Annotated in this window: 11 protein-coding genes; 5 read left to right on the plus strand and 6 right to left on the minus strand. The window is 63.8% G+C overall.

The annotated features are described in order from the left end of the window. Positions 1-60 precede the first annotated feature (60 nt). The 3 genes from ACSQ3S_RS15105 (at position 61) to ACSQ3S_RS15115 (ending at position 2,442) form a co-directional block, all read left to right on the plus strand. The gene (locus ACSQ3S_RS15105; protein WP_436142873.1) at positions 61-1,494 is read left to right on the plus strand and encodes a serine hydrolase; all 1,434 of its coding nucleotides are present in this window, start codon (positions 61-63) and stop codon (positions 1,492-1,494) included. 9 nt (positions 1,495-1,503) lie between these two features. Beyond that, the gene (locus ACSQ3S_RS15110) at positions 1,504-1,947 is read left to right on the plus strand and encodes a nuclear transport factor 2 family protein (RefSeq protein ID WP_176650398.1); all 444 of its coding nucleotides are present in this window, start codon (positions 1,504-1,506) and stop codon (positions 1,945-1,947) included. 162 nt (positions 1,948-2,109) lie between these two features. Continuing rightward, positions 2,110-2,442 (plus strand): DUF3471 domain-containing protein, encoded by a 333-nt coding sequence (locus tag ACSQ3S_RS15115; protein ID WP_176650399.1) that lies wholly within the window; start codon positions 2,110-2,112, stop codon positions 2,440-2,442. Positions 2,443-2,479: 37 nt separating this feature from the next. Here ACSQ3S_RS15115 and serB read toward each other — a convergent pair whose 3' ends face one another. The 3 genes from serB to ACSQ3S_RS15130 all read right to left on the minus strand — a co-directional run bounded on the left by serB (position 2,480) and on the right by ACSQ3S_RS15130 (position 7,848). Next, complete coding sequence (gene serB / locus ACSQ3S_RS15120) at positions 2,480-3,322, minus strand: phosphoserine phosphatase SerB (RefSeq protein WP_176650400.1); 843 nt, start codon at positions 3,320-3,322, stop codon at positions 2,480-2,482. A gap of 62 nt (positions 3,323-3,384) precedes the next feature. Beyond that, positions 3,385-6,828 (minus strand): transcription-repair coupling factor, encoded by a 3,444-nt coding sequence (gene mfd, locus ACSQ3S_RS15125; protein WP_436142874.1) that lies wholly within the window; start codon positions 6,826-6,828, stop codon positions 3,385-3,387. A gap of 78 nt (positions 6,829-6,906) precedes the next feature. Continuing rightward, positions 6,907-7,848: a 5'-nucleotidase gene (locus ACSQ3S_RS15130; RefSeq protein ID WP_176650402.1), complete on the minus strand. Its 942-nt coding sequence runs from the start codon at positions 7,846-7,848 to the stop codon at positions 6,907-6,909. 164 nt (positions 7,849-8,012) lie between these two features. On the opposite strand from ACSQ3S_RS15130, the gene ACSQ3S_RS15135 reads away from it, so the two are divergent. Further along, positions 8,013-9,146, plus strand: coding sequence for a GGDEF domain-containing protein (locus tag ACSQ3S_RS15135; protein WP_413446561.1), 1,134 nt, complete (start codon positions 8,013-8,015; stop codon positions 9,144-9,146). Between the two features lie 7 nt (positions 9,147-9,153). On the opposite strand, the gene ACSQ3S_RS15140 is transcribed toward ACSQ3S_RS15135, so the two are convergent. Beyond that, a complete protein-coding gene (locus tag ACSQ3S_RS15140) occupies positions 9,154-9,744 on the minus strand; it encodes a DUF4337 domain-containing protein (protein WP_413446562.1) in 591 nt (196 codons plus the stop codon). A gap of 264 nt (positions 9,745-10,008) precedes the next feature. Here ACSQ3S_RS15140 and ACSQ3S_RS15145 point away from each other — a divergent pair, with 264 nt between their 5' ends. Continuing rightward, positions 10,009-10,302, plus strand: coding sequence for a hypothetical protein (locus ACSQ3S_RS15145; RefSeq protein ID WP_436142875.1), 294 nt, complete (start codon positions 10,009-10,011; stop codon positions 10,300-10,302). 3 nt (positions 10,303-10,305) lie between these two features. On the opposite strand, the gene ACSQ3S_RS15150 is transcribed toward ACSQ3S_RS15145, so the two are convergent. Continuing rightward, complete coding sequence (locus ACSQ3S_RS15150) at positions 10,306-11,235, minus strand: lipase secretion chaperone (RefSeq protein ID WP_436142876.1); 930 nt, start codon at positions 11,233-11,235, stop codon at positions 10,306-10,308. A 9-nt stretch (positions 11,236-11,244) separates the two neighbouring features. Then, positions 11,245-12,159, minus strand: coding sequence for a lipase family alpha/beta hydrolase (locus ACSQ3S_RS15155; RefSeq protein WP_353398030.1), 915 nt, complete (start codon positions 12,157-12,159; stop codon positions 11,245-11,247). Positions 12,160-12,161: the final 2 nt, after the last annotated feature.

The raw sequence follows: 12,161 nt of genomic DNA on the forward strand, positions 1-12,161 counted from the left end.
GTTGGTGGCAGCATATGCCGGTCGATCGCCACTTGAGCGCGATCCGCACCGGGAGAACATATGTCGCAACACCGCAAGTGGATGCATGCCGCCGGCCTTGCCGCGGCCCTCACGTTCAGCGCCGCGGTTCAGGCGCAGGACGTCAAGCGGCTGGAGGCCGTCGCCGATTCCTTTGCCGCCACCAGCAAATTCTCAGGCACCGTGCTGGTGGCCAAAGGCGACCGGGTCTTGCTGGACAAGGGCTACGGCTCCGCCAACCTCGAATGGAACATCCCCAACGCGCCCAGCACCAAGTTCCGGCTGGGCTCCGTGACCAAGCAGTTCACGGCGGCCGGCGTGCTGCTGCTGGAGGATCGCGGCAAGCTCAAAGTGTCGGAGCCGGTCAGCAAATACCTGCCTGACCTGCCGGCCGCCTGGAACAAGATCACCATTGCGCAGCTGCTGAACCACACTTCGGGCATCGCCAACTTCACGTCGCAAAAAGAGTACCAGTCGATAGAGCCGTTCACCAAAAAGCCGGCGGAAATCGCCGCGCTGGTGCGCGATCTGCCATTGCGGTTCGAGTCCGGTTCCAAATTCGAATACAGCAATACCGGCTATGTGCTGTTGGGCCAATTGATCGAACAGGTGAGCGGGGACAGCTACGCCACCTTCCTGCGCAAGAATATCTTCGAGCCGCTGGGCATGAAGGACACCGGCTACGACTGGAACGCCGCCATCCTGCCCAACCGCGCCGCCGGTTATGCGCGCGGCAAGAGCGGCATCGCCAACGCCGGCTTTATCAACATGAGCATTCCGCACGGCGCCGGCGCGCTGTATTCCACCACCGCCGACCTGCTGCGCTGGCAGCGCGCGCTGTACGAGGGCAAGCTGCTGTCCGCCGGCGCGCTGCAGGCGATGACCACCGCCTACAAGTCCGGCTACGGCTATGGCCTCTTGGTGCGCGAGGCGCAAGGCAGCAAGGAGCTTGGGCATGGCGGCGGCATCGAAGGTTTTGCCACCGAGGTGAGCTATCGTATCGCCGACAGGATCAGCGTTATCGTGCTGAGCAATGTGGAAGGCAGCCGGTTTGGATCACTGGTCAGCGACCTGTCGGGCGCTGCGCACGGTGACGCGGTGATGCTGCCGTCGGAACGCAAGGCGGTCATGCTGGCGCCGGCGCACATATCCGCTACCGCGCTCTATCTGCGCGGCGACATGAATGACTGGGGCATCCGCGACCGCCTGCAAAAGACCGGGGCCGGCAGCTACGCCGCGACCATCGAACTGGCGCCGGGACGTTACGACTTCAAGGTCGGTTCGGAGGATTTCAAAACCATCGACCTGGGCGGCCTGGAGGACGACCAGCAGGTGGCACTGGGCACCGCGCAGGTCATGGATGCCGTCGGCCCGAATCTGTCGGTCGAGATCCCAAGGCCGGGCAAATACACTTTTATTTTGAATGTCGCCAACGCGCAGGAGCCGGTCATCAATGTCGCGCCAGCCGCACCATAAGGGGAAATCATGAAATCTATTTTGTTCGCAGCCATCGCCATCGCATCCTTCCCGCTGCATGCCGAAGAAACAGCTCAGCAGCAGTTGCTGAAACTGGTGCAGGCTTATACCGAAGCGCAGCGCGACTTCGAACCGTCGAAAATCGACGCCATCGTCACGCGCGATTTCTACGAGATATCGCCGGTCGGCGAAGTCGATCCGCGCGAAAAAGTGCTGGGCTTCTATCTGCCGGCCAACAAGCGCGAGGCTCCAACGATGGAAGTCTCCGAGCCGGCCATCCACACCTACGGCGGCACCGGCACCATCCTGGTCAAGCTGAGCGGCACCATGACCATGGGCGCCGAGAAGCGCAGCTTTGCCTTCCGCGCCGGCTATGTCGCGGTGAACGAGGGCGGCAAGTGGAAGCTGGCGTCGGCGCAATACACCGGCATCCGTCCGCCCAAGCCGCAATAGGCGAACCCGGGCCTCCCGTCCATCCCTCCATAACGACCTTTCATCGCCGTCGCGGCGGTGTTGGTCGGATTTCGCGCGCAAGCCGTGATTATTTTGTCTAAAGTGTGCATGTTGCCATCCACATTGTGAGCGATGGCGACCTTGACCTGGATGGAAAATATCATGCGTACTTTAGTATTGGCTTTGGCGCTGGGCTGCTGCATGGCCGGCGCCGCCGGGGCTGCCGAAAAAACGCTGCCCGCGTCGGACCTACAGGATTATCGCGGCCAGTACGAACTGGCCGACGGGCGGCTGTTGACCGTCACACAGCGCGGCAATAAATTGTTTGTGCGGATGAACAACGACACGCCGATCGAGGTGGTGCCGGCCGGGGACGGCGTGTTCGTCACGCGCTGGGGAGGCGTGCGGGTGGAGTTCGACCAGCGCGACAACGGCAGCGTGGCTGGCGTCCGCCTGCGCGGCCCGGACCGTCAGGTGGCGCGCAGGCAGGAATAGAAGTGCAGGCAGGGCGGCAACGGGGCCGCCGCGCCGCTCAGGTCAGCAGCGGCAGGATGCCGTCGAGGCCGACGAAGTTCAACGCGACGTTGGCCTGCTCGCGCACCACCGGCTTGGCGCGGAACGCCACCGACATGCCCGAGATGCTCATCATCTTCAGGTCGTTGGCGCCGTCGCCCATGACGATCGCCTGCGACGGCTTGATGCCCAGTTCCGCGCAGACGCGTTCCACCGTGCGCTTCTTTTCGTCCGCATCGACAATGCCGCCGACCACGCGGCCGGTGAGGCGGCCGTCGACGATTTCCAGTTCGTTGGCGTGGGTGTAGTCCAGCCCCAGGCGCTCTTTCAGGCGCGAGGTGAAGAAGGTAAAACCGCCCGATACCAGCAGCGTTTTCAAGCCGGCCTGCTGTACCGCCTTCAGCATCGCCTCGGCGCCCAGCGACAGCTGCAGGCGCTCCGTGTACACGCGCTCCAGCGCCGACGCATCCAGGCCTTCCAGCAGCGCCACGCGGCGCTTCAGGCTCTCGGAGAAATCGAGCTCGCCGCGCATGGCCGCTTCGGTGATCTCGGACACCTGTGGCTTCAGCCCCTGCATGTCGGCGATTTCGTCGATGCATTCGATGGTGATCAGCGTCGAATCCATGTCCATCGCCACGAGCTTGAATTCGCTCATCTTGTGGATGCCGATGGAATAGGTGGCGTCGAGTTGCGCCGCTTGCGCCGCCACTTCGATGGTCTGGCGCAGCGCGGGCGAGAAAGCGATGCCTTCGCAACGGACGGCGCGGTCGCTTAGCCATGTCAGGCTTTTGGGTGCGGTGAGCGCGGCGATACGCTCCAGTCGGGCCTTGCAATCGTCAAGCCCCTGCAGTACTAAATTCATGGTGTTTTTCATAAAAGGCATTAGCGTTTTTTGGGCTAAGTGTTTAAATTACGTGGTATGCGTCAGGCGGTCAACTGTTTGATGGCGCCTTTGATTTGCGCGACACGCGCCGCCAGGTCCGGCATGGCGGCGGTGATCTTCAGTTTGTCCTGGCCATTGAGCTTGATCTGGCGGTTTTTCTGTATCAGTTCGATGATGCGCATCGGGTCGATCGGCGGCTTGGCCATGAACTGCAGCGTGGCCGCTTCGCCATGGGCGTCGATCTTGATGATGCCGACTGTCTTGGCGGCGATGCGCAGGCGGTGCGTTTCGATCAGCGCCTTGACCGCGTCCGGCAGCTTGCCGAAGCGGTCGATCATCTCTTCCTGCATGTCGTCGATTTTGTCCTGGACGGTGCAGTTGGCCATGCGCTTGTAAATCGATAGCCGTTCGTGCACATCGCCGCAGAAATCGGCCGGCAGCAGCGCCGGCACATGCAGGTTGATCTCGGTGGTGGTGGCCAGCGGCGCCGCCAGGTCCGGCTCCTTGCCGGCCTTGAGCGAGCGCACCGCCTCGTTCAGCATGTCCGAATATAGCTGGAAGCCGATCTCGGTCATCTCGCCGGACTGGCTGTCGCCCAGCACTTCGCCGGCGCCGCGGATTTCCAGGTCGTGCATCGCCAGATAGAAGCCGCTGCCCAGTTCCTCCATCTGCTGGATCGCGTCCAGCCGGCGCTGCGCCTGCTTGGTCAGCGACAGCAGGTCGTGCACCAGCAGGTAGGCATAGGCCTGGTGGTGCGAACGGCCGACGCGGCCGCGCAGCTGGTGCAGCTGCGCCAGGCCGAACTTGTCGGCGCGGTGCATGATGATAGTGTTCGCGGTCGGCACGTCGATGCCGGTTTCGATAATCGTCGTGCACAGCAGGATGTTGAAGCGCTGCGCCACGAAGTCGCGCATCACTTTTTCCAGGTCGCGTTCGTGCATCTGGCCGTGGGCCACGGCGATGCGCGCTTCCGGCAGCAGTTCGGTCAGCATCGCCATGCGGTTCTGGATGGTCTCGACCTCGTTGTGCAGGAAGTACACCTGGCCGCCGCGTTTCAGTTCGCGCAGGCAGGCTTCGCGGATGATCGATTCGCCTTCACTGCGGACGAAAGTCTTGATCGCCAGGCGCTTTTGCGGCGCGGTGGCGATGACGGAGAAGTCGCGCAGGCCTTCGAGCGCCATGCCCAGCGTGCGCGGGATCGGCGTGGCGGTCAGGGTCAGCACGTCGACCTCGGCGCGCAGCGCTTTCAGCGTTTCCTTCTGGCGCACGCCGAAGCGGTGTTCCTCGTCGATGATGACCAGGCCGAGGCGGGTGAACTTGACGTCGTCCGACAGCAGCTTGTGGGTGCCGATGACGATGTCGAGCGTGCCGTCGGCCATGCCTTTGATCGCCTGCGTGATCTCCTTGCCGCTGCGGAAGCGCGACATTTCGGCGATGCGCACCGGCCAGTCGGCGAAGCGGTCGGCGAAGGTTTGCGCGTGCTGTTCGGCCAGCAGCGTGGTCGGCGCCAGGATCGCCACCTGCTTGCCGCCCATGACGGCGATGAAGGCCGCGCGCAACGCCACCTCTGTCTTGCCGAAGCCGACGTCGCCGCAGACCAGCCGGTCCATCGGTTTGCCGGACGTCATATCCTTGATGACGTTGTTGATCGCTTCCTGCTGGTCCGGCGTTTCGTCGAAGCCGAAGCTGTCGGCGAAGCGTTCGTAGTCATGCGCCGAATATTCAAACGAGTGGCCCTGGCGCAGCGCACGGCGGGCGTACAGGTTGAGCAGCTCGGCGGCGGTGTCGCGCACCTGTTCGGCGGCTTTTTTCTTGGCCTTTTCCCACTGGCCGGAGCCCAGCGAGTGCAGCGGCGCGTCGTCCGGTGAGGCGCCGGAGTAGCGCGAGATCACGTGCAGCTGCGATACCGGCACGTACAGCTTGGTGTCCTTGGCGTATTCCAGATGCAGGAACTCGGTCTCGCCTTCGCCCAGGTCCATGCTGGTCAGGCCCATGTAGCGGCCGATGCCGTGGTTGATGTGCACCACCGGGTCGCCGATCTTCAGCTCCGACAGGTCGCGCACCATCGATTCGACCTGCGTGACCGCTTCCTGCTTCTTCTTGCCGACGCGGCGGCCGGAGCCGGCATACAGCTCGGTCTCGGTGATGAAGATGATGTTCTCGTCCGGCGTCGACAGCTCGAAGCCGGCGTGCAGCGGCGCCACGCCCAGCATCAGCTTCGCATCGGACGTGACGAAGCCTTGGTAGCCCTCGACCGGCGTCAAGGCCAGGTTGTATTCGTTGAAGTACTGCTGCAGTGTTTCGCGGCGGCCGTTCGATTCGGCGCAGATCATCACGCGGCGGCCGGCCTGCAGCAGGTAGGCGCGCAGGTTGGTCAGCGGGTCGTCGGTGTGGCGGTTGACGGCGATGTTGGGCACCGGCGCGGACAGTTCGGAGGCGCTGCCGTCGTTATCTTTCGATATCACCAGCCGGCCGTAGGGCTTGGCCAGCGTGAAGAACTGCTCGTCCGACAGGAACAGCGCTTCCGGCGCCAGGATGGGGCGGTCGCGGTCGGCCTTCAGGAAGCGGTAGCGCGAACCGGTGTCGGTCCAGAAGCGCTTGATGGCGGCGTCGATGTCGCCCACCAGTGCCAGCGCTGCGCCTTGCGGCAGATAGTCGAACAGCGTGGCCGTCTCGTCGAAGAACAGCGGCAGGTAGTACTCGATGCCGGCCGAGGCGATGCCGCTCTTGATGTCCTTGTACACCACCGTGCGCGAGGGATCGCCTTCGAACTGCTCGCGCCAGCGGTTGCGGAAGGTGGTGCGCGCCGCTTCGTCCATCGGGAATTCGCGGCCCGGCAGCAATCGCACCTCGTTGACCGGGTACAGCGAGCGCTGGGTGTCGGCGTCGAAGGTGCGGATGGTTTCGATGGTGTCGCCGAACAGGTCGAGGCGGTAGGGCAGCGCGGAACCCATCGGGAACAGGTCGATCAGTCCGCCGCGCACCGAGTATTCGCCGGGCGACATCACCTGCGTCACGTGGGTGTAGCCGGCCAGGCTCAATTGCGACTTCAGGCGCGCTTCATCGAGCGACTCGCCTTTTTTGAAGAAGAAGGTGTAGGCCGCCAGGAACGACGGCGGCGCCATGCGCACCAGCGCGGTGGTGGCCGGCACCAGCATCACGTCGCACTGGCCGCTGGAGATTTCGTGCAGCGTGGCCAGGCGCTCGGACACCAGGTCCTGGTGCGGCGAGAAGGAGTCGTAGGGCAGGGTCTCCCAATCGGGCAGCAGATGGCAGCGCAGCTGGTCGCCGCCGAACCATGGAATCTCGTCGAGCAGGCGCTGGGCGTCGCTGGCGCTGGCGACGATCACGGCCAGCATCCGGCCCTGGGATTTCAATTCCAGCGCGGTGAGCGCCAGGGCGTAGGCATCCGACGAGCCGTGCAGCGCGGGCAGGGCGAAGCGGGTGCCGGGTTTGGGGAGGGATTTTTTTAAGACCAGGGACACAACAGCCATTCAACGGTAGGGGGAGTGAGGGACCTGCCGACATTATAGTCGAAGCCCCGCTCCGCCGCCGCCTGCCGTTCACGCCGGCTTGGGCGGCCGGTTGGCTATGCCGAAGGGCACATGCACCATCGGTATATTGCCGCCGGCCGACTTCAGGTGGCTGAGCTGGTCGTCGAAGAATATATGCGGCTTGAAGATGCCCAGCACCCGCGCCTTTTCCATGCCGCCGAGGAAAAAAGTTTCATTGGCGGAAACGCCCCAACTCTTCAGCGTGGTCACCACCCGCTCGTGCGACGGCGCGCTGCGGGCCGTGATGATGGCGATGCGCAGGATCTTCCTGTACGACGGATCGCGGCGCTGCGCGCGCTCCTCCAGCCGCTGCATCAGCGACAGCTTCTGGAACAGGTCGGCCAGCGGGCCCGGCTGGTGCGGAATCGCCACCCGCTCGCGTTCGTGCGCATGGAATTCGTCGACGTCGTTGTTGCGCTTGAAGACGGTCTCCGATTCGTCGTCGGCGATCACGCCGTCGAAGTCGAAGGCCACGCGCAGTTCGGCGTCGCTGTCGTCGTCCTCGGTGCGCGACGGCAGCACCAGCCCGGCCGGATAGTTGGCCGCCAGCGCGTTGCGCACGTCTTCCTCATTGGCGCTCAGGAACAGCGAGGTATTGAAGGCCGGCAGGTAGGTGTACGGCGATTGGCCGGTGACGAAGCAGGCGCGCGAGATGTCCAGCCCGTAGTGGGCGATGGAATTCATCACCCGCAGCCCGGTTTCCGGGGAATTGCGCGAAAACAGCACCACCTCGACCGGCGCCGATTGCGCGTAATGCTTGTTGATGCCGAGAAAGCGGCGGATGAACGGAAACGCCACGCCCTTGCCGAGGATGACGTCGATATTCTGTTCCTGGTACTTGCGGTACTCCTCGGCGCCGCCTTCCAGGTAGATTTTATGCGATTCGGTGAGGTCAAACAGCGCGCTGGAGGCGATGCCGATGACCAGCTTGTGCTCGATAGGGTAGGCCATGGCTGAAATGGATAAATTGCTATAAGCGCCACTTTAACCGATATGCGCGGTTTCCTCCGCGAATTTGACCGGCCGACTGCGGTTTTTTGTTTCTATTTTGCATGAGCGATTGCCACCTGTGTTGCACTGAGATACATTGTCACATCATCAGGACGGACCTCAGCGTGCTCAATTTCGACACCTTATTGCTGGTTCAAGTCTGCATCACGCTGTTGACGACGGCGCTGCTGATTGCTTCCGCATGCTATTCCGGCAGTCCGCCCGAACTGCGCTGGTGGGCGGCGGGCAACCTGCTGGTGGCGCTTGGCCTGGCGATGGCCAACCTGGACAGCGCCCCGCCCATCTTCAACACTATTCTCGGCTATGGCGTGATCGCGTTCGGCAATATGCTGGTGCTGCGCGGCCTGCGCGTGCATGGCTCGGACACGCTGCCATGGCGCACCGTCGCCATCGCCACCGCGCTGGCGATGTTGATACCTGCTTACTTTACCGTCATCGTCCCCAGCCTGCGCGCGCGGCTGTGCTTTAGCGGCTTTTATTTTGCCCTGCTCAACTGGTGGTGTGCGGCGACGATCGCGCGGCACGGCGGCTGGCGCGGCATCGCCATCAGCCTGATCGGCTTCACGGTGCTGGGCCTGGCCATGTTCCTGCGCGGCGCGCACATGCTGCTCCACGCCGATGCGGGCGACGTCGCCAGTTCGCGGGTGATGGGCATGACCTTGCTGGCGATTCCGCTGTCGCAGGTCTGCATCGCCTTCGGCCTGATCCTGATGGTGATGTGGCGCTATGCCGAACGCCTGCGCCACCTGTCGACGCTGGATGCGCTGACCGGCGCGCTGAACCGTGCCGGGCTGGAAATCCACGGCAAGCGGGTCGGTTTGCGCGCACTGCGCGCCTCCCGCAGCATGGCGCTCATCATGGTCGATATCGACCATTTCAAGCTGATCAACGATACCTACGGCCACCCGGTTGGCGACGAGGTGCTGCGGCATATCGCGCAGGTGCTCAGGCTGGAGCTGCGGCCCTACGACTTGCTGGCGCGCTTTGGCGGCGAGGAGTTCGTGCTGGTGCTCGACGGCCTGAATCTGGATGGGGCGACCAAGGTCGCCGAACGGCTGCGCGCCCGCATCGAACTGGAACTGGTGGAGATCGACGCGCTGTCGGTGCGCTACACCGCCAGCGTGGGCGTGGTCTCTTCGGACGAGCACGGCTACGACCTGATACGCCTGATCTCGGCCGGCGACGCCGCCATGTACGAGGCCAAGCGCTCCGGCCGCAACCGCGTGATCGGCGGTTAAGCGCCTGCTAGGACAGCAGCGCGATCAGCGAGTCCGGGTGCAGGCCCCAGCCGGCCAGGCCGGACAAGCCCATCAGCACGCCGAAGGCGGTCGGCACCAGCGCCGTGAAGTACAGCGCCCACAACTGGGTCAGCGCGGTGATGGCCAGCAGGGAAATGGCGATCGCCAGCAGGGCGTCGGACAGGTCGAACTGGTCGTCCTTGAAATTGGCCGCGTCGTAGGTTTTCTGGTCCTGCTCGGCCTGCGCCTTGGCTTCGGCCTTCTTGCTGGCCTGATCCTGCGCCACCTTCTCATATTGCTGGATCGCTTCCTGGTACGCCGCCTGTTCCGCCGCCGGCTTGCCAGCCGCCGCCAATCGCAGTTGCACCACGGTGGATTTGGCGACTTCCTCGCGCACGTTGCGGGCCTGGTAGAACGCCCAGTGGTCGACCCGGTTGGCCTGGGCCTGTTGCATGCCCTGGTTGATGTTGTCGTCCTTGACCTTGCAGATGCCCATGAAGGTGGCCAGCAGGGCGACGGTGATGGCGACGGTGGCGTTGAGTTTCTTGCCGGTGGCGGGGGTGTCGTTCTGGGTGTCGACGATGTCCAGTGGTTCCATGTTTCGGTGTTCCGAGTGTCAAAACCGCAAGCTTAACCTACAACTGTGCACTCGGCGCCACAGACTGAAAGAATGTGATTGACGGTATCCCGACGGAGCATCATATTGACCGACGAGAACCAACAATAAAGCAAGCCACTATCTGGCGCAGTAGTACAGTAAGGCAGCCCTTGAGGCTGCTTTTTTTTGTTTGATGTGGCTCAATCGAAGTGGAGCGGTCTGGAGTAGTTTGGCAGTTCGGCCACGTGCTTCGAGGAGCAAATCATGTCGTCCAATGACAACGGGAGTCACATTGAAAACGCGCCACGCGGCGCATATGATGCAAGAGTCGATACGCGGCTCGGGGTCATTGAAACGCGCATCGCGGCGATAGAGGCTGATCAGGCGGCTATACGTAAAAGCCTTGCGACGGTGAGAACGAAAGCGGAATTGCAAACCGCGATGACGAATCGTAACGCCGAACTGCAGAAGGCTCTGATGATCCATCGTCGGAGACTATATGGCGTTGCCTCGTTGGTAATGGGGGGCGTGTATCTTATTGCCCGCTACGGTCCTTAAATATTATTCATACGCCGCCAGCCGCTTCTGCTCGTCGCTGGTGAAGCCATTGTCCCGCAATTGCTGCAGTGCGGAAGGGTCGGTGCGGTTTTGTTGCTGCAGTTGTTGCCGTTGCGCCTGGTAGGCGGCGATGCGGCGCTGCCAGTCGGCTTCCTCGCGATCGACGTCGGCCAGCCGCGCGGCGGCTTCGGGCGACAGGGCGCTTGAGCGCATGCGGTAGATCTCATTGTCGCCAGCTCCTTGCGCGCGCGCCTGCGCCACCGATTCCTCCAACCGCAGCACCTTGGTCGGCGCTTCGCGTTCCTCGCGTACTTTTTGCGGCAGCCGCGCGTCCAGCGCGGCGATGCGCTCCTTGCGCTGCGCGTCGGTCAGGCTCTTGTCGTTGTTGATTTCCAGCCGTGCCAGCGCATCCAGGTCGTAGGCGTCGGTCGCGCTGAAGAGGCCTTCGGCTTCCTCCGCGCTGAAGTAGGCAAGGCGCAGGCGGCGCATCGCGTCCATCCGCTGGCGCGCGCCTTGCGCCTGATCCGCCACCAGCGGGAGGCCGCGCTCGACGTCGACCAGCGCGCGCTTGTAGGCCAGGTAGGCGTCCAGCAATCGCCTGGCCTGCGCCGCCGGTTTCGCGCTCAGGCGGCGATCCAGCTCACGGCCGATTTCGGTGCGTATCGCGTCCAGCGGCTTCTCGCCCAATCCCGCCAGGTAGTAGTCGAACAGGTAGGCCAGTTCGGCGTTGACGGCCAGCTTGTCGGCACCGTCCTGGCGGATATCGCCGTCGGGACGCGTGCCCTCCATCGAGCGCACAAACGCAAAATAGTTAGCATCGGCGGGTTTGGCCGGCGCCGTTGGCGCCTCGTTGCGCGCCGGTGTCAGATACAGGCCGGCACCGAGGACTGCGGCCAGCGCCATGAGCCACGACAGTTTTGCGTTTGTGTTCATTGCCGCTCCTTACAGTCCCAGGCCCTGCAGGCGATTGGCCTGCTGGCGGAAGATGGTCACCGGGCTGGTCTCGAACAGATTGGTGATGCCGATCAGCTGATTGACTTCATCGAGATGGTTCAATGCGTAGTCGTCGCGGATCACGCGGCCCAGGTGGCTGGAGCAGCTGCTGACCAGGCCATCGTTCTTGGCGCCGTCGAAGGCGATCGCGGTCAGCGCCAGCACGGGATCGCTGGCGTCGAGCACGTTGGTGTACGGCTGGGCGCCGCTCCACGAGAAGTAGGACACGCCGTTCACCTGGTACGCGCCTTCGCCGCAGGCGGACGTCGGCACACCTTCCGGATGGCGGCTGTTGAACGCCAGCGTGCCGGCGGTGCTCAGCGAGGTCGCCGCCGCGCGCGCGTTCTGCGGCAAGGTCGGGCTGCCGGACAGGAAGCTGATCAAGCCCGATACCGCGTTGGCCAGGCTGTAGGTCACGTTCGGCACGGCGCCGATCAGCACATCGGCCACCTTGGAGCCCTTGTTCACGCCGCCCACGCTGCTGACCGACGCCACCAGGTCCGGCCGCACCGATGCCACGTAGCGCGCGGTCGGGCCGCCATGGCTATGGCCGATCAGGTTGACCTTGGCGGCGCCGGTGGCGGCCAGGATCTGCTTGACCTGCACCAGCAGCTGCTCGCCGCGCACCTCGGTGCTGTTGGCCGCCGACACCGACGTCACGTAGACGTCGGCGCCGCCGCTGCGCAGCGCCGAGGCGATGCCGTAGAAGTAGTCGACCGGGCCCACGCTGTCGAAGCCGAACAGGCCGTGCACCAGCACGATCGGGTATTTGGTCTGCGTGTAGCCGGCGGCCCAGGACGGGGCGGGCAGTGAGGTGAGGGCGATCAGACAGATCGCGACGATCTTCCAGAAGCGTTTTTGCATTT

Source organism: Duganella sp. LjRoot269, from assembly GCF_964254095.1.
Classification (GTDB): Bacteria; Pseudomonadota; Gammaproteobacteria; order Burkholderiales; family Burkholderiaceae_D; genus Rugamonas; species Rugamonas hordei.

Bases quoted from the DNA above. Each gene is read 5' to 3' on its own strand.
- ACSQ3S_RS15105 (WP_436142873.1), top strand. From the start codon at position 61: ATGTCGCAACACCGCAAGTGGATGCATGCCGCCGGCCTTGCCGCGGCC.
- ACSQ3S_RS15110 (WP_176650398.1), top strand. From the start codon at position 1,504: ATGAAATCTATTTTGTTCGCAGCCATCGCCATCGCATCCTTCCCGCTG.
- ACSQ3S_RS15115 (WP_176650399.1), top strand. From the start codon at position 2,110: ATGCGTACTTTAGTATTGGCTTTGGCGCTGGGCTGCTGCATGGCCGGC.
- serB (WP_176650400.1), bottom strand. From the start codon at position 3,322: ATGAATTTAGTACTGCAGGGGCTTGACGATTGCAAGGCCCGACTGGAG.
- ACSQ3S_RS15130 (WP_176650402.1), bottom strand. From the start codon at position 7,848: ATGGCCTACCCTATCGAGCACAAGCTGGTCATCGGCATCGCCTCCAGC.
- ACSQ3S_RS15140 (WP_413446562.1), bottom strand. From the start codon at position 9,744: ATGGAACCACTGGACATCGTCGACACCCAGAACGACACCCCCGCCACC.
- ACSQ3S_RS15145 (WP_436142875.1), top strand. From the start codon at position 10,009: ATGTCGTCCAATGACAACGGGAGTCACATTGAAAACGCGCCACGCGGC.
- ACSQ3S_RS15150 (WP_436142876.1), bottom strand. From the start codon at position 11,235: ATGAACACAAACGCAAAACTGTCGTGGCTCATGGCGCTGGCCGCAGTC.
- ACSQ3S_RS15155 (WP_353398030.1), bottom strand. From the start codon at position 12,159: ATGCAAAAACGCTTCTGGAAGATCGTCGCGATCTGTCTGATCGCCCTC.